General features: G+C 68.1%; 17 protein-coding genes and 2 pseudogenes. 12 read left to right on the top strand and 7 right to left on the bottom strand.

Going from position 1 to position 19,878, the window contains the following annotated elements; all coding sequences use genetic code 11:
* Positions 1-731 (bottom strand): carbon-nitrogen hydrolase family protein (locus A5750_RS20160; protein ID WP_066956311.1); only part of this gene is annotated, 731 nt, incomplete at its 3' end.
* A gap of 25 nt (positions 732-756) precedes the next feature.
* Positions 757-1,281 carry a DUF2505 domain-containing protein gene (locus A5750_RS20155; RefSeq protein ID WP_066956314.1) on the bottom strand — a complete coding sequence of 175 codons (525 nt, stop codon included), beginning with the start codon at positions 1,279-1,281 and terminating at the stop codon, positions 757-759.
* Between the two features lie 26 nt (positions 1,282-1,307).
* Here A5750_RS20155 and A5750_RS20150 point away from each other — a divergent pair, with 26 nt between their 5' ends.
* Positions 1,308-2,405 (top strand): UDP-N-acetylmuramate dehydrogenase, encoded by a 1,098-nt coding sequence (locus A5750_RS20150; RefSeq protein ID WP_066956317.1) that lies wholly within the window; start codon positions 1,308-1,310, stop codon positions 2,403-2,405.
* A 33-nt stretch (positions 2,406-2,438) separates the two neighbouring features.
* Positions 2,439-3,812, top strand: coding sequence for an Ig-like domain-containing protein (locus tag A5750_RS20145; protein WP_197505479.1), 1,374 nt, complete (start codon positions 2,439-2,441; stop codon positions 3,810-3,812).
* Here the strand turns inward: A5750_RS20145 and A5750_RS20140 are convergent.
* Positions 3,796-4,545: an SDR family NAD(P)-dependent oxidoreductase gene (locus A5750_RS20140; protein WP_066956323.1), complete on the bottom strand. Its 750-nt coding sequence runs from the start codon at positions 4,543-4,545 to the stop codon at positions 3,796-3,798. The two genes, A5750_RS20145 and A5750_RS20140, sit on opposite strands and share 17 nt — an antisense overlap.
* A 243-nt stretch (positions 4,546-4,788) precedes the next feature.
* Between A5750_RS20140 and A5750_RS20135 the strand changes: the two genes are divergently transcribed.
* The 6 genes and pseudogenes from A5750_RS20135 to regX all read left to right on the top strand — a co-directional run bounded on the left by A5750_RS20135 (position 4,789) and on the right by regX (position 10,849).
* Positions 4,789-6,039, top strand: a complete 1,251-nt coding sequence (locus A5750_RS20135; RefSeq protein ID WP_231989263.1) for an ROK family transcriptional regulator — start codon at positions 4,789-4,791, stop codon at positions 6,037-6,039.
* Between the two features lie 29 nt (positions 6,040-6,068).
* A complete protein-coding gene (gene mshA, locus A5750_RS20130; RefSeq protein ID WP_231989259.1) occupies positions 6,069-7,370 on the top strand; it encodes a D-inositol-3-phosphate glycosyltransferase in 1,302 nt (433 codons plus the stop codon).
* A pseudogene (locus tag A5750_RS20125) lies at positions 7,367-7,901 on the top strand (YbjN domain-containing protein); the annotation flags it as partial. The gene mshA and the pseudogene A5750_RS20125, both read left to right, overlap by 4 nt.
* A gap of 97 nt (positions 7,902-7,998) precedes the next feature.
* Positions 7,999-8,748: a phosphoglyceromutase gene (locus tag A5750_RS20120; protein ID WP_066956333.1), complete on the top strand. Its 750-nt coding sequence runs from the start codon at positions 7,999-8,001 to the stop codon at positions 8,746-8,748.
* Positions 8,749-8,901: 153 nt separating this feature from the next.
* A complete protein-coding gene (locus tag A5750_RS20115) occupies positions 8,902-10,116 on the top strand; it encodes a cell wall metabolism sensor histidine kinase WalK (protein WP_156659683.1) in 1,215 nt (404 codons plus the stop codon).
* 49 nt (positions 10,117-10,165) lie between these two features.
* Positions 10,166-10,849 (top strand): two-component sensory transduction protein RegX, encoded by a 684-nt coding sequence (regX, locus tag A5750_RS20110; protein ID WP_007167631.1) that lies wholly within the window; start codon positions 10,166-10,168, stop codon positions 10,847-10,849.
* Between the two features lie 75 nt (positions 10,850-10,924).
* Here regX and A5750_RS25530 read toward each other — a convergent pair whose 3' ends face one another.
* Positions 10,925-11,143: a ferric uptake regulation protein gene (locus tag A5750_RS25530; RefSeq protein ID WP_082948393.1), complete on the bottom strand. Its 219-nt coding sequence runs from the start codon at positions 11,141-11,143 to the stop codon at positions 10,925-10,927.
* 554 nt (positions 11,144-11,697) lie between these two features.
* On the opposite strand from A5750_RS25530, the gene A5750_RS20105 reads away from it, so the two are divergent.
* From A5750_RS20105 to A5750_RS26670, 4 genes and pseudogenes are all read left to right on the top strand, one after another.
* Entirely contained in the window at positions 11,698-12,120 is a 423-nt protein-coding gene (locus A5750_RS20105; RefSeq protein ID WP_197505477.1) for an MmpS family transport accessory protein, read from the top strand.
* Positions 12,117-15,053 (top strand): RND family transporter, encoded by a 2,937-nt coding sequence (locus tag A5750_RS20100; protein WP_066956343.1) that lies wholly within the window; start codon positions 12,117-12,119, stop codon positions 15,051-15,053. The genes A5750_RS20105 and A5750_RS20100 overlap by 4 nt, the downstream gene beginning before the upstream one ends.
* A gap of 165 nt (positions 15,054-15,218) precedes the next feature.
* On the top strand, positions 15,219-16,457 hold the full coding sequence (locus tag A5750_RS26560) for a PPE family protein (RefSeq protein ID WP_066956346.1): 1,239 nt from the start codon (positions 15,219-15,221) through the stop codon (positions 16,455-16,457).
* A gap of 22 nt (positions 16,458-16,479) precedes the next feature.
* Positions 16,480-16,653: pseudogene (locus tag A5750_RS26670) on the top strand (PE/PPE C-terminal domain-containing protein); the annotation flags it as partial.
* A 47-nt stretch (positions 16,654-16,700) separates the two neighbouring features.
* Here A5750_RS26670 and A5750_RS20085 read toward each other — a convergent pair.
* The 3 genes from A5750_RS20085 to A5750_RS20075 are packed head-to-tail and all read right to left on the bottom strand — an operon-like array spanning position 16,701 to position 19,845.
* Entirely contained in the window at positions 16,701-18,554 is a 1,854-nt protein-coding gene (locus A5750_RS20085) for a GMC family oxidoreductase N-terminal domain-containing protein (protein WP_066956352.1), read from the bottom strand.
* Positions 18,551-18,880 carry a hypothetical protein gene (locus A5750_RS20080; protein ID WP_066956354.1) on the bottom strand — a complete coding sequence of 110 codons (330 nt, stop codon included), beginning with the start codon at positions 18,878-18,880 and terminating at the stop codon, positions 18,551-18,553. Before A5750_RS20080 ends, A5750_RS20085 begins: the two co-directional genes overlap by 4 nt.
* Complete coding sequence (locus tag A5750_RS20075) at positions 18,877-19,845, bottom strand: hypothetical protein (RefSeq protein ID WP_066956357.1); 969 nt, start codon at positions 19,843-19,845, stop codon at positions 18,877-18,879. The genes A5750_RS20080 and A5750_RS20075 overlap by 4 nt, the downstream gene beginning before the upstream one ends.
* Positions 19,846-19,878 lie beyond the last annotated feature (33 nt).

The following is a 19,878-nucleotide window of genomic DNA, read 5'->3' as shown; positions in this document are numbered from 1 at the left end:
TCGGCCAGCACCAACTGCGGCGCGGAGCCGGCCGACGCGACGACCTCGCCGAACGGGGAGGCCACCAGGCTGCCGCCGACCCCGGTGGGCGCGCCCGACCCGGTCAGAGACTCGCCCGGGTCGGCCTGGCCGGCCGCGGCGACGTAGCTCATCGAATCGAGCGCGCGGGCCCGCGCCAAGAGCGTCCACTGGTCGAGCTTGCCGGGCCCCGCGCCCCACGATGCGCAGACGGCGATCAGCTGGGCGCCGCGGCGGGCCAGCTCGGTGTACAGGGCCGGGAAGCGGATGTCGTAGCAGACCGTCAGCCCCACCCCCACGCCGGCGACCGTGATCACCACCGGCTCGCGGCCGGGTGCGACGGTGCGTGACTCGGTGAAGCCGAAGGCGTCGTAGAGATGGATCTTGTCGTAGTGCGTGTCCGGCTCGTTGGGACTGCCCGGACCGGCCGCGATCAGCGTGTTCTTCACCCGGCCGTCCCCGGCCGGGGTGAACATGCCGGCAACCACCGTGATGCCGCAATCGGCCGCGACGCCCCGCACCCCGGCCGCCCACGGCCCGTCGACCGGTTCGGCGATCGGCGCCAGCGGAACGCCGAACCGGCACATGGTCGCCTCCGGGAACACCACCAGCTTCGCGCCGGCGTCGGCGGCCCGGCCGCTGTACTCGCGCACCAGCTCCAAGTTGGCGGCCGGGTCGGTGCCGCTGAGGATCTGCGCCAACGCGATTCGCATGGGCGCCAGCTTAGGCTCGGCGTCCTTAGGCCGTGTTGGCGATCCACTCCGTGGTGAACCGCTGCTCCGCTGCCACCAGCTCGGCCAGTCGGGTGCCGATGATGTTCTCCAGCTTGCCGCCGATGATCGGGACGCGTACCTGGACGGTGGCCCGGAAGGTCAGTCGGGCACCGCCCGTCTCCACGATTGTCGAGAGCGCGGCGGTGCCCTTCAGTTTCACCGGGGCGTCCAATATCGAGCCGACGACCAAGCCCTGCGCGGCGCCGTCCGCGACGGGTCCCCAGATCTCCTCGCGCCTGATGCGGAGGTCGCCGCTGTGCAACTGCGTGACCATCCCCGGCAACTTGTGACTGTGGATCACCTGCACGGTGACGACCTCGACGGTGTCGTCGTCCCCGGCTTCACCGCCGACCCGCATCGATTCCAGCGTGGCGAGGTCGACACCGGACCCGGCCAGCCGTGCCCGCCAATAGGTCTCGTCCGTGAACGCCCGATGCACCTCTTCAACGCTGCCGTCGTAGTCGGCCGACAAGTCGAATGAACGCGGCATAGCAGGTGAGGCTACCGTTACGGGCCATGAAATCCAGCGATGCCGGCTCGACATTCGCCGGCGCGCATGTCGCCGAGGCGGTGTCGCTCGCGCCGCTGACGACGTTGCGGGTGGGGCCGGTCGCGCGCCGCCTGATCACCTGCGCCAGCACCGAACAGGTGATCGCCGCGGTGCGGGGGGCGGATGCCGAAAGCCTTGCGGGAGAACATGCCCCGGTGCTGGTGTTCGCCGGCGGGTCCAACCTGGTGATCGCCGACACCTGCGCCGACCTGACCGCCGTTCGGTTGGCCAACAGCGCGATCACCATCGACGGCGCCCTGGTGCGCGCCGAGGCGGGGGCGGTGTGGGACGACGTCGTGGTCAGCGCCATTGAGCACGGTCTGGGCGGCCTGGAATGCCTGTCCGGGATTCCCGGGTCGGCCGGGGCCACCCCGGTGCAAAACGTCGGAGCCTACGGTGCGGAAGTCTCCGACACCATCACCCGGGTCCGGGTACTGGACCGCGGCAGCGGGCAGGTGCGCTGGGTGCCGGCCGGCGAGCTCGGCTTCGGCTACCGCACCAGCGTGTTCAAACAGGCTGCGCCCGAAACCCCTTGGGTGGTACTGGAAGTCGAGTTCGCCCTGGACGCATCGGGCCGCAGTGCGCCGCTGCGCTACGGCGAACTGGCCGCCGCGCTGGGGCTGAGCGGCGGTGAGCGGGCCGATCCGCGGGCGGTCCGCGAGGCGGTTTTGACGCTGCGAGGCCGCAAGGGCATGGTGCTCGACCCGGACGACCACGACACCTGGAGCGTGGGGTCGTTCTTCACCAACCCGGTGGTTGCGCCCGAGGTGTACGAGCGGCTGGCCGCGAGCGTCCACGAGGCCGTTCCGCACTACCCGGCGCCCGACGGCGTCAAGCTGGCGGCGGGCTGGCTGGTGGAGCGGGCCGGCTTCACCAAGGGTTATCCCGACGATCCCGGGGCGCGATGCCGGCTGTCCACCAAGCACGCGCTGGCGCTGACCAACCGCGGCGGCGCCACCGCCGACGAGGTGATCGCACTGGCCCGCGTCATCCGCGACGGGGTTCGTGATGTGTTTGGTGTCACATTGCAACCCGAGCCTGTCCTGCTCGGCTGCAGGCTGTAGCTCCGAATCCTGCGAAAGACCGCCCCGGCCCCGATTTGTCGCGGCGGGGTTGGCGGATTTTGCCCGGTATCTTTGACTTTCGTGAGCACGTCGCACACCCCGCCGCCGATCAACCGGCGTGTGGCTTTGGCGGCCCTCGGACTGGGGGTCTTCGCCCCCAGCCTGTTGGCCGCGTGTAGCGGCACCACGGCCAAGCAGGCCGACAAGAAAGAGCAGCCCGCGCCGCAGCTGAAGTTCCAGCCGGCCGATGCAACCGAAAACGTGGTGCCGATCGCGCCGATCAGCGTCCAGATCAGCGACGGCTGGTTCCAGCACGTCGCGCTGACGAATTCCGCGGGCAAGGCCGTGGCGGGCAAGTTCAACTCCGACCGCACCGTCTACAGCACCACCGAGCCGTTGGGCTACGACGCGACCTACACGTGGAGCGGCTCGGCCGTCGGGCACGACGGCAAGGCGATCCCGGTGAAGGGCAAGTTCACCACGGTTTCTCCCACCAAGAAGATCGGTGGGGCGTTCCAGCTGGCCGACGGCCAGACCGTCGGGGTGGCGGCGCCGATCATCATCCAGTTCGACGCGCCGATCACCGACAAGGCCGCCGTCGAGAAGGCGCTGACCGTCACCACGAATCCGCCCGTCGAGGGCAGTTGGGCGTGGCTGCCCGACGAAGCGGCGGGCGCCCGGGTGCACTGGCGCACCCGCGAGTACTACCCCGCGGGCACCACCGTCAACGTCGACGCCAAGTTGTACGGCCTGCCCTTCGGCGACAGCGCCTACGGCGCCGACGACATCTCACTGAACATCCAGATCGGCCGCCGGCAGGTGGTCAAGGCCGAGGTCACCTCGCACCGCATCCAGGTGATCAGGGACGAAGGCGTCATCATGGACTTCCCGTGCAGCTACGGCGAGGCCGACAAGGCGCGCAACGTCACCCGCAACGGCATCCACGTCGTCACCGAGAAGTACGCCGACTTCTACATGTCCAACCCCGCCGCCGGCTACAGCCACGTGCACGAGCGCTGGGCGGTGCGGATCTCCAACAACGGCGAGTTCATCCACGCCAACCCGTCGAGCGCCGGCGCGCAAGGCAACAGCAACGTCACCAACGGCTGCATCAACCTGTCGACCGGCGACGCGGAGCAGTACTTCGGGTCGGCGATGTACGGCGACCCGGTCGAAGTGACCGGGAGCTCGATCCAGCTGTCCTATTCCGACGGCGACCTCTGGGACTGGGCCGTCGATTGGGACACCTGGGTCGCCATGTCGGCGCTCCCACCTCCCACCGCGCACCCGCCGTCCACGCAGATTCCGGTGACCGCACCGGTCACGCCGTCGACCGCGCCGAGCCTGTCCGGCACGCCCACCACGACAACCACCTCGTCCAGCCCGGCGACTAGCCCCGGCGGTTGAACCGGGTGGCCGACGCCTGGTCGCGCGGCTTCATGACGATCAGGTCGAGGTCGACGTGGGGCGGCCGCGAGGCCACGAAGCCGATCACCTCGGCGACATCGGCGGCAACCAGCGGTGTGAGGCCGGTGTAGACGGCGTCGGCGCGTTGTTGATCGCCGTCGAAGCGAACCAGCGAAAACTCGGTCTCCACCGCGCCGGGCGCGATCTCGGTCAGCCGCACCGGCTTACCCAGCAGCTCGCCGCGCAGCGTGCGGTGCAGCGCTCCCTGGGCGTGTTTGGCCGCCGTGTATCCGGCGCCGCCGTCGTAAACCTCAAGTGCCGCAACCGAAGTCACCGTGACGATCAGGCCGTCGCCGGAGTCAATGAGTTTGGGCAGCAGCGCCCGGGTGACCCGCAGCGTGCCCAGCACGTTGGTCTCCCACATCCACCGCCAGTGCTCGAAGTCGGAATCGGCGACCGGTGCCAGTCCGCGGGCGCCCCCGGCGTTGTTGACCAGCACGTCCACCCGGGCCAGTTCGTCGGCCAAGGCGGCGACCGCCGCGTCGTCTGTGACGTCGGCCACAATCGCGGTTCCGCCGATCTCCCGAGCCAGGGCGTTGATCCGCTCCGCCCGGCGCGCCACCGCCACCACGTGAAAGCCCTGCGCAGCGAGGGTCTGGGCGGTCGCCTCGCCGATTCCCGAGCTGGCGCCTGTGACCACCGCGACCCGTTCATTCCTGACGTTTCCAACCATAGAAACAACCTTAGTGAGCGTGCTAAATTTTCTTCGTGCACCTCAGCGCCCTGTCCAGCACCACCGCCGCGTGTCTTTGCGCGGCGGGTGCGTGTTGTTGTCGCGCACTTTGCCGCTCCTGACTTTTTCAGGCGTGGCCAGTGACGGCCAACAAAAATCGGACAAAGGACGCTCGTGCGCTCGAATACCCTCACCCAGACTCTTCATCCGCCCGCCCGTGCCAGCTACAAGGGCCACCGGTCGGTGCGTCGTCAAATCGTGCCGCCGGCACTGCACATCGCCGACTCGGCGGCGGCCTCGGTGTTCCGGGCCGTCCGATTGCGCGGCCCCGTCGGGCGTGACGTCATCGCAGGCGTCACCTCGCTGAGCATTGCGACGGTCAACCGCCAAGTCATCGCCCTGCTCGAGGCCGGGTTGCTGCGGGAGCGCGCCGACCTGGCCGTTTCCGGAGCGATCGGACGCCCACGCGTGCCGGTCGAGATCAACCACGAACCGTTCGTGACGCTGGGCATCCACATCGGCGCCCGGACCACCAGCATCGTGGCCACCGACCTGTTCGGTCGCACGCTCGACACCGTCGAGACGCCGACACCGCTCAGCCCGGCCGGGCCCGCGCTGGCTTCGCTGGCCGAGAGCGCCGCTCGTTACCTGCGGCGTTGGCATCGGCGCCGCCCGCTGTGGGTCGGCGTCGCGATCGGCGGCACCGTCGACAGCGCCACCGGTCACGTCGATCACCCGCGGCTAGGTTGGCGGCAGGCGCCGGTCGGTCCGGTGCTGGCCGACGCGCTGGGACTGCCGGTGTCGGTGGCCTCGCACGTCGACGCCATGGCCGGGGCCGAGCTGCTGCTCGGCATGCGGCGATTCCTGCCCAGCTCGCCCACCAGTCTCTACGTCTACGCCCGCGAGACCGTGGGCTACGCGCTGGTGATCGGCGGACGGGTGCACTGCCCGGCCAGCGGCCCCGGCACCATCGCGACGCTGCCCGCCCACTCCGAGCTGCTGGGCGGCACCGGCCAACTGGAATCCACCGTCAGCGACGAGGCGGTGCTGGCCGCCGCCCGCAGGCTGCGGGTCCTCCCGTTCGCTTCACCGGGCCGGTCCAACGCGCCGGCCGCCGGCATCGCCGACCTGCTGCGGCTGGCCCGGGCCGGCAACGAGCAGGCCAAAGAATTGCTGAACGAGCGCGGCCGGGTGCTCGGGGAGGCGGTGGCGTTGCTGCGCGACATGCTCAACCCCGACGAACTGGTCGTCGGCGGCCAGGCCTTCACCGAGTACCCCGAGGCGATGGAGCACGTGGAGGCGGCGTTCGCCGAGCGCTCGGTGTTGCCGCCGCGCGATATCCGCGTCACCGTCTTCGGCAACCGGGTCCAGGAGGCGGGCGCGGGGACCGTGTCGCTGGGCGGGCTGTACGCCGATCCGCTCGGGGCGATGCGGCGGGCCGGGGCGCTGAATCCGCGGCTGCGCGACGTCGCCGTCGACGAGACTTCCGCTTAGCGCGAAGCCATGTCCTGGGCGTTGGGCTGGTGAGCGGAACGTCCTGTAAAGATGACAGAGTGCGGCACGATGACGTATTCCGGCTGAAACCGCGCCGCGTCGCAGTGTTGGCGGTGCACACCTCACCATTGGCCCAGCCGGGCACCGGCGACGCCGGGGGCATGAACGTCTACGTCCTGCAGACGGCGCTGCACCTGGCGCGGCGGGGCATCGAGGTCGAGATCTTCACCCGGGCCACCGCGTCCGCCGACCCTCCCGTCGCCCGGGTCGCGCCCGGCGTGCTGGTGCGCAACGTGGTCGCGGGGCCGTTCGAGGGCCTGGACAAATACGACCTGCCCACCCAGCTGTGCGCGTTCGCCGCGGGGGTGCTGCGCGCGGAAGCGTCGCACGAACCGGGTTACTACGACATCGTGCACTCGCACTATTGGCTGTCCGGGCAGGTCGGCTGGCTGGCCCGCGACCGCTGGGCGGTGCCGCTGGTGCACACCGCACACACACTCGCCGCGGTCAAGAACGCGGCGCTGGCCGCGGGTGACGCGCCCGAGCCGCCGCTGCGCACCGTCGGTGAGCAGCAGGTCGTCGACGAGGCGGATCGCCTGATCGTCAACACCGACGATGAAGCCGGGCAACTGATCTCCATCCACCACGCCGACCCGGCGCGCATCGACGTCGTCCACCCGGGAGTGGATCTCGAGGTGTTCCGCCCGGGCGACCGCCGGGCGGCCCGGGCCGCGCTGGGGTTGCCGCTCGACGAAGACGTGGTGGCGTTCGTCGGGCGGATCCAGCCGCTGAAGGCGCCCGACATCGTGCTGCGCGCCGCCGCGAAATTGCCGGGCGTGCGCATCGTGGTGGCCGGCGGCCCGTCGGGCAGCGGCATGGCCTCCCCGGACGGGCTGCGGCGGCTGGCCGACGAGCTCGGCATCGCGGCGCGGGTTACCTTCCTGCCCCCGCAGTCCCGCACGGACCTGGCCACCTTGTTCCGGGCCGCCAACCTGGTCGCCGTGCCCAGCTACTCGGAGTCGTTCGGCCTGGTAGCCGTCGAGGCACAGGCGTGTGGCACGCCGGTGGTGGCCGCCGCGGTCGGTGGTCTGCCGGTGGCGGTGCGCGACGGGGTCACCGGCACGCTGGTGTCCGGCCACGACGTCGACCAGTGGGCGGACGCCCTGGACCGGGTGCTGCGGCTGCGCGCGCCACAGGCCGAGGCGATGAGCCGCGCGGCGGCCGAGCACGCGGCCACGTTCTCCTGGGACAACACCACCGACGCGCTGCTGGCCAGCTATCGGCGCGCGATCCGCGCGTACACCGCCGAGCGAAGCGGCGTGGGCGCATGACGTCGACCGTGGAGCAGGTGATCGAGGACGCGCTGCAGGCGAGCGGTCTGGAGTACTCGAAACACGAGGGGGCGCACGGCGGGCTGTCCGGCCTGGTGGTGGAGCTGCCCGGCGAGCGCAAACTCAAGACCAACACCATCCTGAGCGTCGGCGAGCATTCGGTGCGCATCGAGGCGTTCGTGTGCCGCAAGCCCGACGAGAACCACGAGGGCGTCTACCGCTTCCTGCTCAAGCGGAACCGCCGCCTCTACGGGGTCGCCTACACACTGGACAAGGTCGGCGACGTCTACCTGGTGGGCCGCATGTCGCTGGCGTCGGTGGACGCCGACGAGATCGACCGAGTGCTCGGGCAGGTGCTCGAAGCGGTGGATTCGGACTTCAATACGTTGCTGGAGTTGGGTTTTCGTTCGTCGATACAGAAAGAGTGGGAGTGGCGGGTGTCCCGCGGCGAATCGCTGAAGAACCTCGAGGCGTTCGCTCACCTGATCGACGAAGACGACGATGCAGAGCGCGAAGCGCGATGAGGAGAAGTCGAGCAAGTATCGACGAAGACGACGATGCAGAGCGCGAAGCGCGATGAGGAGAAGTCGAGCAAGTATCGACGAAGACGACGAATAAGCTAGCCCGCATGGGAGACACTGCCACGCTGGTGCTGCTGCGCCACGGCGAGAGCGACTGGAATGCCCTGAACCTGTTCACCGGTTGGGTGGACGTCGGGCTGACCGAAAAGGGCCGGGCCGAGGCGGTGCGCAGCGGGGAGCTGCTGGCCGAACAGAACCTGTTGCCCGACGTCCTCTACACCTCGCTGCTGCGCCGCGCGATCACCACCGCGCACCTGACGCTGGACGCCGTCGACCGGCTGTGGATCCCGGTGCGGCGCAGCTGGCGGCTCAACGAACGGCACTACGGGGCGCTGCAGGGGCTGGACAAGGCCGAGACCAAGGCCCGCTACGGCGACGAGCAGTTCATGGCCTGGCGGCGCAGCTACGACACGCCGCCCCCGCCGATCGAGAGGGGTAGCCGGTTCAGCCAGGACACCGACCCCCGGTACGCCAACATCGGCGGCGGCCCGCTGACCGAATGCCTGGCTGACGTGGTGGTCCGGTTCCTGCCGTACTTCACCGACGTCATCGTCCCGGACCTGCGCAGCGGCAAGACGGTGTTGATCGTCGCGCACGGCAATTCGCTGCGGGCCCTGGTCAAGTACCTCGACCAGATGTCCGACGACGATGTCGTCGGGCTGAACATCCCGACCGGCGTTCCGCTGCGCTACGACCTGGACGCCGACCTGCAACCGGTGGTGCCGGGCGGCACCTACCTCGACCCGGAGGCGGCCGCCGCGGGCGCGGCGGCGGTTGCCAGCCAGGGGCGCGGGTAACGCCGGGCCGGGTGGCTACGGCGAGTTTTAAAGGCCTGTTTGCCGAACATCGCGTTAACGGGAGTCGAACACCTGAAGCGCAAAGTGTGACTTGTCCGATTTTGGCCTCGTTCCGCTAGGGCGGCGTTCAGGAAGATTTGTAGGATTTGCTATGTGACTGTGTTCTCGGCGCTGTTGCTGGCCGGGGTCTTGTCCGTGCTGGGGCTGGCCATAGGGGTAGCAGCCGGGACCCGGCTGTCGCCGAAAGCTCGCCGGCAGCGAGCGACCACCGAATGGACCGGGATCACCGTCGCGCAGATGCTGCAACGCATCGTCGCGCTGATGCCGCTTGGAGTCGCGGTGGTGGATTCCCACCGCGACGTCGTCTACCTCAACGACCGGGCCAGGGAACTGGGCCTGGTGCGCGACCGGCAGCTTGACGACCAGGCGTGGGAGGCGGCCCAGCAGGCGCTGAGCGGGGTCGACGTCGAATTCGACCTGCGGCCGGCCAAACGGGCGGCGGGCCGGTCCGGGCTCTCGGTGCACGGGCAGGCCCGGCTGCTCAGCGAAGAGGACCGCCGGTTCGCCGTGGTGTTCGCCCACGACCAGTCCGACTATGCGCGCATGGAGGCGACCAGGCGCGATTTCGTGGCCAACGTCAGCCACGAGCTCAAGACCCCGGTCGGCGCCATGGCCCTGCTCGCCGAGGCCCTGTTGGCGTCCGCCGACGACCCCGAAACCGTTCGCCGCTTTGCCGAGAGGGTGCTCGTCGAAGCCAACCGGCTGGGGGACATGGTCGCCGAGCTGATCGAGCTGTCCCGGCTGCAGGGCGCGGAGCGGTTACCCAACGTGACCGAGGTCGACGTGGATACCGTTGTATCCGAGGCGATTTCACGCCACAAGGTGGCGGCCGACAACGCGCATATCGAGATTCGCACCGATGCGCCCAGCGGCTTGCGGGTGCTGGGCGACGAAACGCTTCTGGTCACCGCGCTGGCCAACCTGGTGTCCAACGCGATCGCCTATTCGCCGCCCGGTTCGCCGGTCTCGATCAGCCGCCGGCGCCGCGGCGACAACATCGAGATCGCCGTCACCGACCGTGGCATCGGGATCGCGTTGGAAGACCAGGAGCGGGTCTTCGAGCGGTTCTTCCGGGGGGACAAGGCACGCTCGCGCGCCACTGGCGGCAGTGGGCTGGGCCTGGCCATCGTCAAGCATGTCGCGGCCAACCACAACGGCAGCATCGGCGTGTGGAGCAAGCCGGGAACCGGATCGACATTCACGCTGTCGATTCCGGCCTACACGGACAATGACGAACAACCCGAGCAACCGCCGGGTCGCGACGTGCGGCCCAACAGGTCACAACGAGAGGAAGAACTAAGTCGATGACCCGCGCTTACGACGATGCAGAGCATCGCGATGAGAAGGAGTGGCGCGCATGACCAGTGTGCTGATCGTGGAGGACGAGGAGTCGCTGGCCGATCCGCTGGCATTCCTGTTGCGCAAGGAGGGCTTCGAGGCCACGGTCGTAACCGATGGGCAAGCCGCGTTGGCCGAGTTCGATCGTGGGGGCGCCGACATCGTGCTGCTCGATCTGATGCTGCCCGGCATGTCGGGGACCGACGTGTGCAAGCAGCTCCGCGCTCGTTCCAGCGTGCCGGTGATCATGGTGACCGCACGCGACAGCGAGATCGACAAGGTCGTCGGGTTGGAGCTGGGCGCCGATGACTATGTGACCAAGCCGTATTCGGCGCGTGAGCTGATCGCACGGATCCGCGCGGTGCTCCGCCGTGGCGGTGACGACGATTCCGAAATCAGCGACGGTGTGCTCGAGTCCGGACCGGTACGGATGGACGTCGAGCGACACGTCGTCTCAGTCAACGGCGATACGATCACGTTGCCGCTCAAGGAGTTTGACTTGCTGGAGTACCTGATGCGCAACAGCGGTCGGGTGTTGACGCGCGGACAGTTGATCGACCGGGTGTGGGGCGCCGATTACGTCGGCGACACCAAGACGCTCGACGTCCACGTCAAGCGGTTGCGGTCCAAGATCGAAGCCGACCCGGCCAACCCCGTCCACCTGGTGACCGTGCGGGGGCTGGGCTACAAGCTCGAGGGCTAGACCGGCCCGAACAGTGCAGGCTCGATAGCCGGGAATATCCGGCTTTCGTGCCGAAAGATTCGGTCGAAGCGCGGATTACCGCGCCGCCTTGGCGCCTTTGCGACGAGTCTTTTCTTTCGCGCGGGTCGAGCAGCAATGCGCCATATCGCAATGGAACCGGTCACTGCATTCATGCGAACAATAAATTGACGCGGCCGGAAGCCAGCCCGGATCGGACAGGTCGCGGTGTCGGTCGCTCGGATCGAACGTGTGGCCGCAATGTACGCAGGTCCTGACCTTGGTCTTGGTGGCCATATCGGTCAGGGTACGCGCCACGGCCCCAAATCGGTGCCGGTTTCAGATCGACAAATCGCACCCGGGTGTATTCGACGCAAAGGCGTCTGCGCCAGCGAATTACTTTCTGAAACTAATTCAGTCGGTCCGTTGCCGCTTGCGCCGCAATCGACACCACTGCGCGGTCATCTCGATGAAATCGACCGCGCAACAGGCCAATAGGCGGTAAATCGGCGCCTCGCAACGAATTAGCCTGCAGGGCAGAGCGTTTCCGTGTCTCCGGCGAAAGCTACCGTCCCGAGTGTCTTTCGCCTTGGCAACACGGTTGTTGCCATGCACACGCGAGTGACCACCATGGTGCCGCGTCGTCGCGGAGAAAACGGATCAGGTGTGGTACGACGAGCGGTGCGGTCACGGCCAGGGCGGCGACATCGTTACGACACGACGGCGCACCGCAGGAATTAATTCGGCAACCATGGCGTTCGGGATAGCCGTGGCGCACGCGACGAAATGCCTGAACAGATGAAGTGTCTTAACATCAGCCCGTCGGGCAATCGTGGTCGGGGGGAACGGTGTTGACTCTTCTCAAGCGGGGATGGGTCGCGCTGGTCGTGGTCGTGGCAGCGGTGATCGGCGGCGTGGCGGTGGACCGACTCAGCGGCGTCTTCCCGGGACCCGGCCTGCCCAAGCCCGATCCGCGCGATGCGACCCCGCCGTACGCGGCCAAGACCGCCATCTACGAGATCCTGGGACCGCCCGGGACGACCGGCGTCGTCAACTGGATGGATGCGGACGCACAACCGCAGAAGGCGAACTTCACCACGTTGCCGTGGTCGCAGACGATCGTCGCCGAGATGCCCGGCATCTTCGCCTACGTCGTGGCCCAGGGTGACGGACCCTCCATCGGCTGCCGGATCACCGTCGACGGCAAATTGGTCGATCAAGAACAGGTCAACACCCGTGACGCGCAGGTCTCCTGCTTGGACAAGTCCGCATGACCGACGACACGAGCGACACGGACGAAATCCCCGTCGCGCAACGCACCGAAGTCGAGCGCAAACCGCGACTGGCCCGCACCATCCGCGTTCTGGCGCTGCCGATCGTCGTGACCTGGCTGCTGATCGCGGTCGGCGTCAATGTCTTCGTCCCACAGTTGGAGAAGGTCGCCGAGGACGTCTCGGTGCCGCTCTCCCCGTCCGACGCGCCGTCGGTGACCGGGATGAAGCACATCGGGGAGAAATTCAAGGAGTACGACTCCGACAACCTCGTCCTGGTGACCCTGGTCGGTGACAAGCCTCTCGGCGAGGACGCTCACCGGTATTACGACGATCTGGTCAAGAAGCTGAAGCAGGACACCGAACACGTCGAGCACGCGCTGAATTTCTGGGGGCAGCGGTTTACGGCTTCGGGTGTCGAGAGCTATGACCACAAGTCCGCCTACGTCCAGGTCAACCTGCGCGGTGACCAGGGCGGCGCCGTCGGCGACAAGTCGGTTGACGCGGTTCGCAAGATCGTCGCGGACTCGAAGCCGCCGCCTGGGGTCAAGGCCTACGTCGCGGGTCAGGGAGCCCTGACCGACGACACGATCGTCGTGGGCAACGCGAGCCTGTTCAAGATGACGATCATCACCATCGTCATCATCGCGGTCATGCTGATGTTCGTCTATCGGTCCATCGGCACTGTGCTGCTGACGATGGTGATTCTGTTCGTCGGACTGGCCACCGGCCGAGGCGTGGTGTCGCTGCTGGGCGACACGGGCATCATGGGGCTTTCCACCTTTGCCGTCAACCTGCTGACGGCATTGGCGATCGCCGCGGGTACCGACTACGCGATCTTCATGGTCGGCCGCTACCAGGAGGCCCGCGAACGGGGACTAGACCGCGAAGCCGCCTACTACGACACCTTCGCCGGGGTCAGCAAGGTAGTGCTGGGTTCGGGTTTGACGATCGTCGGGGCGCTGGCATGTCTGCATTTCACCAGGCTGCCCTATTTCAGTTCGCTGGCGTTTCCGTGCGCGATCGGTCTGCTGGTGGTGGTGGCCGCCGGGGTGACCCTCACCCCGGCACTGATCGCATTCGCTAGCGGCTTCGGTCTTTTCGATCCGAAGCGAAAGTTCAACTACACCCGGTGGCGCCGCCTGGCGACCGCAATCGTGCGATGGCCGGCACCCATCCTCGCCACCTCCGTCATCCTGGCGATCGTCGGCGCCCTGGGCTTGATGGGCTTCAACCCGCGCTACAACGACCTGTACTACCTACCGAAGAGTGCGTCCTCGGTTCAGGCGTATGACGCGGCCGATCAACACTTCACCCAGGCCCGCCTGAACCCGGACCTGCTGATGATCGAATCGGACCACGATCTGCGCAATCCCACCGACATGCTGGTCCTGGACAAGATTGCCGGAGCCATCTTCCGGGTGCCCGGCATCGAACGGGTGCAGAGCATCACCAGACCCCTCGGGCCGCCGATCCAAGACGGATCCGTTCCGTTCCAGCTCAGTGTGCAAACCGCGCCGATCCGCGACAACCTCAATTACCTGAAGGCCCGCGTCGGCGATATCAAGAAAATCACGGGCTTCCTCGACACCCAGATCGCCCTGTTGGAGCGCCAGTACGCGGTGACCCAGAAGCTCGCGGACGCCGCGGACGACAGCTCGAAAACCACGGGGGAGACGGCGGCCATCACGGACGAGATCCGGGACCACATCGCGGATTTCGACGACTTCTGGAGACCGATCCGCAGTTACTTCTACTGGGAGAGGCACTGCTACGACATCCCGATTTGCTGGTCGTTACGAAGCCTGTTCGACGCCTTGGACGGGTTCGATCAACTGGCCGAAAAGTTTCACGCCCTCACCAGCGACCTCACCAACACGGCTGCGGCCACCCGCGAATTGCTGGCGATCATTCCCGAGAACATCGCTGTCTCGAAATCGATCCGCGACACGACGCTGACCATCTACAGCACCTTCGACAATCTGATCGATCAGTTCGACCGGCTGACCGATACCAACGCCGTGATGGGCAAGTCCTTCAACGACTCTCAGATCGAGAGCCTCTTCTACCTGCCGCCCGAGATTTTCGACAACCCGGACTTCCAGCTGGGATTGCGTTTGATGGTGTCACCGGACGGCAAGGCCGCTCGCTTCATCATCACCCATGCAGTGGATCCGGCGACGACGCAGGGAATCTCGTCCGTCGACAAGGAGCGCCAAGCAGCCAAGGAGGCGCTGAAACTCACCTCGCTGCAAAACGCCGACATTTACCTCGGCGGTACGGCCGCAACGTTTTACGACATCGCCAACGGCGCGAAGTTCGACCTGATGATCGCCGGGGTGGCCTCGATCGTGCTCATCTTCATCATCATGGTGATAGTCACCCGCGCGTTGGTCGCCGCCGGCGTGATCGTCGGCACGATCGTGATGTCGCTGGGGGCGGCGTTCGGGTTCTCGACACTGATCTGGCAGCACCTTCTGCATTTCCAGTTGCATTGGGTGGCAACAGAATTCGCGTTGATTGTGCTCTTGGCGGTGGGGTCGGACTACAACCTGATGCTGGTGTCCCGAATCGAAGAGGAGATCGGTGCCGGCCTGAAGACCGGACTCATCCGCGGGATGGGTCTGACCGGCCCGGTGGTGACCGCGGCCGGTCTGGTGTTCGCCGTCACCATGGCCACGATGATCACCAGCGATCTGCGGGCGATCGGCCAGTTCGGCACGACGATCGGGCTCGGCTTGATGTTCGACACCTTCGTCGTCCGATCACTCATCACGCCGTCGATCATGACGGTGATGGGACGTTGGTTCTGGTGGCCGAAGCGGGTACGAGTCCGCCCAGCCAGTCAGATGCTTCGGTCGGTCGGGCCGCGCCCGCTGGTCCGTGCACTGCTGTACCAGCCGCGGCACGCGATCGCGCCGGATCCGCAGACGTAGCACGCGACGCCGACCGTCTAACCCGGACACGGCTCGAGTTTCCCCCGCCGTTTGTGCCAATCGCTGGTGCCCGAACACCGCCGGCGTTATTCTATGGCCGTTGAAAAACTATTCTATGGGTGTTGAAAACAACCCCTGCCGGCTGCCGCGGAGAGGACTGACGACATGGACTTTGCGTCGCTGCCTCCGGAGGTCAACTCCGGGCTGATGTATGCAGGCCCGGGGGCGGGGCCGATGCTCGCGGCGGCGGCCGGTTGGGACGCGCTGGCCGCCGAGCTGGAGTCCACCGCCGGCGGCTATGCGGCCGAGCTGGCCGGACTGACCGGCCAGGCGTGGTCCGGCCCCTCGTCGCTGCTCATGACGGCCGCGGCCACCCCCTATGTGGAATGGCTGTCGACTGCCGCTGCTCAGGCCGCGCAGACCGCCGCCCAGGCTTACGCGGCGGCCGCGGCCTATGAGGCGGCGTTCGCGATGACGGTGCCCCCGCCGGTGATCGCGGCCAACCGGGTGCAGCTGCTGGCGCTGATCGCGACCAATTTCTTCGGCCAGAACGCCCCGGCGATCGCGGCCACCGAAGCCCAATACATGCAGATGTGGGTACAAGACGCCACGGCGATGTATGGGTATGCCGCCGCGTCCGAGACCGCCAGCACCCTGACCCCGTTCGACGAGCCGCCGCAGACCACCAACCCGGCGGCGCAGGGCGCCCAGGCCCAGCCGGTGGCGCAGGCCGCCGGCAACGTCACACAGCAGGTGGCCTCGACCAACACCACGATGCACACCCTCAGCTCCACCACCGCCGACACCGTCGGGCCCGTCGCTCCCGGCGAAACCGTCACCGTCGCGCCGGGTGACACCATCGCCATCGGCACCGACACCGGCATGTCCGTCAACAGCGGCTCGATCACGATCACGGGCTCCGGAACAAATCTGATCAGTTTCGGCTCCGTTATCGTCAACCCGGGCAGCACAATTCACACGTTGATCGACTGTTCCGAGGGCGGTGTTCTGATTCCTAGCGGTGTTGACGTCACTGCCGACTCCGCCCCACTCGTCCTCACCCCGGGATCGTTCCAGGAGGTCCTGGTCAGCCTCGTCAACGGCTCGGCCACGCTCCCCGTTGTCGGCGGGGAACAGGTCGCCATCGAAACCTTCGGGAACACCGCCACCGCTATCGCCGGCCCCGCCGGCGCGTCCATCACCAACGTCTTCGGCACCGTCAGCATCGCCTCCGTCACCCCCATCCCCAGCTCGCCGGGCGCATTGGGGGTCGCGGTAGGCGGGCTGGCCTCGCCAGGCCTGGCGGGTACCGCAGGCATTCAGCCTCAGCTCGACGCGGATGGGTTGTTGGAGTGGGCTCGAACCATTTCGGGCGCCGACCTGGCAGCCGCCGGTTCAGGGTAGGTAAATCGTGGCAAGAGGCGACATGCAGTGGCCGCTCCACCCCTCGTCCGGGGTTGGCGCGCCGTCCGCAGGGGTCGGCGAGGCGGCCTCGCTCGGTTCGCTGTCCGTGCCGGCGGCCTGGACGGCGACCGCCCCGCAGGTCGAACCGGCGCTGCCTTCAACGGCTTTGAGCGTCGAGGCCACTGCGCCGGGGCGCACGTTCCAGGAGGCGCTCATGGCAACGGTGACAGGTCTGGCGCTCGATCAGCTGCGTGCGCTCAGCACTTCGTCGGCCACGCCCAACGCCAGCGCCATGATCGACACCTGCGGGTTGACCTCCGGGCAGCTCGGCAGGATCGAGGCGTCGGCGACCCATACCCCGTCCACGCCGCGCAGCCGCCCGGTCTCGTCGACCGGACAGAGCTGAGCGTCGACACCGGCTGCGGCCGTGCCGGTCGGGTGAAAGGCGGCCAGGTGCAAGCCTTTTGGGTCGCAACGGCGCAGGGCGTCCTGCAGGGCGGGCAGCGACGTCACCGTCGTCGCCCCCGGTAAACCGGTGAGCACCTCGGTCGCGCCCGCCGCGAACAACAGCCGGCCCATGGCCTCGATTGCGACGACGAGCTTGGCGATGTCGGCGCGGGAGATGTTGTAGCGCACCAGCGTTTCACCACGCACCGAGGACACCGAGCCGACGCCGCGATCGGCCACCATCGCACCGAACGTCGCCACCCGGGGTGCGGTGTCCAGCCAGCCGAGCAGCTCGGCGCCATAGCCGGGAAACACCATCGAACCCATGCCGGGTGGGGTCGATGTCGCCTCGATCAGCACGCCGTGTGATTCGTGAAGCTCGTGAACCGCGGCGCTTTGCAGCACCCCGTGCCAGGCGACGACGTCGTCCTCGAAACGTCCGGCGAGCATTGTCGCCGGATGCAGCGCCAGGTTGCGGCCGAGCCGCGGATGCGCACCGAAGTCGCTCCGCCGCAACAGCCCTGGCGTTTCGGTGGCGCCGGCCGCCACGAGTACCGTGTCGGCCAGGACGTCCAGGGCCGTGCCGTCGGCCCGGCGGGCCCGCACTCCCCGGGCGCGCCCGTGCCGATGCAACACCCGCTCGACGCGGGCATCGGAGATGATCCGCGCACCCGCCGCGCACGCCTCGGGCAGCGCGTTGAGGTGCACGCCGAACTTGGCATTGCGGGGACAGCCGATCGCGCACTGGCAACAGCCTTCGCAGCCCGGCGCGTTGCGCGGAATGGGCGCCGCCCGCCAGCCCAGTGTGGCGGCGGCGTCCAGCAGCAGCCGCCCGTTGCGGCCCATGACTTCCAGCGGCACCGGGGCGACCCGCAGGGTGTGCTCGACGTCGTCGAGGCGCTCGGTCAGCCGGTCCGAATCGGCCAGGGCGAGCCCGAACTCGTCACGCCAGCGCCGCTGCACTTCTGCCGGCGGGCGGTAGCAGGTGCCGGAGTTCACCACCGTGGTGCCGCCGACCGCCCGCCCGATGGGCAGCACGACTGACGGACGTCCGAGGGCGATGGTGGCCCCGCCGCCGCGGTACAACCCGGCGTAGCGGTCGATGGGATGAGTGGTGCGGAATTCTTCGACCGTCCACCGGCGCCCCTCCTCGAGAACGACGACGTCCAGCCCGGCCCGCGCCAGGGTGCGGGCCACCATCGCGCCGCCGGCACCGGACCCCACAATCACCGCATCCGCGGTGACGACCGAACCGCTCTCGGCCGAGGAGACGACGTTCAACGTCGCGTCGCGCCGGGCCGTTCCGTGCTCTTTGGCATGCGAAAGCAGTTCCGGCGCATAGGTTTCCGCGCCGTTGGCCAAGAGCACAACCGCCTTCATGGCCTCGACGGCCGCGCCGGCGTCTGGGCTCAGCGCGGCGACGCGCCGCACCACCTGCTCGCGCCGATCGGGGCCGAGCCGGGGCAGTGACCGGCCGGTGGTGACGTAGCTCGCCGCGGCCAGCGCGAACATCCCGGCGCGCATCGCGACCCGCGATGTCGTCGGCAGCTGCCGCAGATATCGCTCGACGCGATCGGTCAGCTCGGGCGGTGTCGGGCCGCCATATTCCTCCGGTAGTAGGGCGCTCCCGAACGACGCGACCAGGCTCATATCACCCGCGCGAGCCGGCGGCCCATCTTGATGAAGAACGGATAGGTGGCGAAGATGGCGCCCGCCGCGGCGTGCAGGGGCCAGTCCGCTTCAGCGGTATTCACGCCGAAAACCCCGCTGTTCCACATGAAGTCGCGACCATTGCGGGCACGGAAGGGCCGCCACAACAATCCCAATCCGGGGACGTTGTTGTACAGCCCGAACGACCCGCCGAAGAAGACACCCAGCGTGGCGGCCTCGGCGACATCGCGACGGTCGGCGGGCAGCCGCCGCTCGATGAGCACGCCGGAGGCAAATAGCAGTGGTGGGTCCAGCAGAAAGCTCATTTCGGAATCCTTTCGTTGACGTCGGGTGCCGCGCGGCCGCGCAAGCCCACCTCGGCATGCCCGGTGCCCAGCACCGACCAGTGCCGGTCGTCGATCTCGATGTGGACGTCGGCTTGTTCGGTGTTGGTGCACACCGCCTTGCCGCCGTCGGGATCGGTGTATTGCAGGCTCACGCACCGCTCCGCCGGCTGGTCGATCCGGATGAGCACCCGGCGACCGCCGATGCGTCCCTCCAGCTGCCAGTGCGCCACGCCGAGCGTCGTGCGCATCCGCAGTGACGGCAGGCGGCTTGTTAAAGGGCTTGCAGGCCAATCCTTTCCGTCGATCCGAAATCGAACGAACGCCAGCGGCGCCAGCCTGTTCAGGCCCGGCTTGTGCGATACGGCGGTGACCGCCTCGCACACGTCGCCATTGCCGAGGTCGGCATGGACCCATCCCCAGCGTTTGGCATTGCCGTGCCCGTAGATGTGGGCGACGCCGCCGCGCCACCCCTCGATGCGCGCGGCGGCGTCGTTGATGGTCAGTGAGCCGGTGAAGTCGGCGGTGGGGGCCAGGACGACCTGGGCGCCCGGCAGCAGCTCGCGCTCCCAGGCGGCGCGGGGAAACGTCCACAGCGGTGCGCCGGTGTCGGTCCAGGACAGATCCCAGGCGAGTGACCCGGCGCGTCCGCTCAGCCGTTCGTCACCCACGCGCACGCCCTCGGCGTCGAACCACCAGGGGCCGGCGGCGGGCCGGGCGGGCACGGGCCCGAACCGCTCGGTGCGTGGCGGCCCGTCGGGGGCAAACCAGGTGGCCCAGCCGTGCGCGTAGGCATCGTCGGCGCCGGCCAGCGGGGCCACCGTCTCGCAGTGCACCCATAGGCCGGCGCGCGTCACCGGATCCGAGAGGGTGGCGTACCAGACCTCCAGGCGCCCGGCCTTGCCGCGCCAGCGCGGGGCCGCCGCCGATCGCATCTCGCCGTCCATTGCTCACCTTCCGTGGGTCCGTCCACTATATTG

This window comes from Mycobacterium sp. 852002-51613_SCH5001154 (genome assembly GCF_001667425.1).
GTDB lineage: Bacteria > Actinomycetota > Actinomycetes > Mycobacteriales > Mycobacteriaceae > Mycobacterium.
The sequence above is the reverse complement of the archived record's forward strand: the minus strand, read 5'-3'. Positions and strand labels throughout refer to the sequence as shown.

Coding starts and splice junctions, on each gene's coding strand:
- A5750_RS20085 (WP_066956352.1), bottom strand. CDS start 18,554: ATGAGCCTGGTCGCGTCGTTCGGGAGCGCCCTACTACCGGAGGAATAT.
- A5750_RS20075 (WP_066956357.1), bottom strand. CDS start 19,845: ATGGACGGCGAGATGCGATCGGCGGCGGCCCCGCGCTGGCGCGGCAAG.
- A5750_RS20080 (WP_066956354.1), bottom strand. CDS start 18,880: ATGAGCTTTCTGCTGGACCCACCACTGCTATTTGCCTCCGGCGTGCTC.
- A5750_RS20140 (WP_066956323.1), bottom strand. CDS start 4,545: ATGGTTGGAAACGTCAGGAATGAACGGGTCGCGGTGGTCACAGGCGCC.
- A5750_RS20100 (WP_066956343.1), top strand. CDS start 12,117: ATGACCGACGACACGAGCGACACGGACGAAATCCCCGTCGCGCAACGC.
- A5750_RS26560 (WP_066956346.1), top strand. CDS start 15,219: ATGGACTTTGCGTCGCTGCCTCCGGAGGTCAACTCCGGGCTGATGTAT.
- A5750_RS20150 (WP_066956317.1), top strand. CDS start 1,308: ATGAAATCCAGCGATGCCGGCTCGACATTCGCCGGCGCGCATGTCGCC.
- A5750_RS20155 (WP_066956314.1), bottom strand. CDS start 1,281: ATGCCGCGTTCATTCGACTTGTCGGCCGACTACGACGGCAGCGTTGAA.
- regX (WP_007167631.1), top strand. CDS start 10,166: ATGACCAGTGTGCTGATCGTGGAGGACGAGGAGTCGCTGGCCGATCCG.
- A5750_RS20120 (WP_066956333.1), top strand. CDS start 7,999: ATGGGAGACACTGCCACGCTGGTGCTGCTGCGCCACGGCGAGAGCGAC.
- A5750_RS25530 (WP_082948393.1), bottom strand. CDS start 11,143: ATGGCCACCAAGACCAAGGTCAGGACCTGCGTACATTGCGGCCACACG.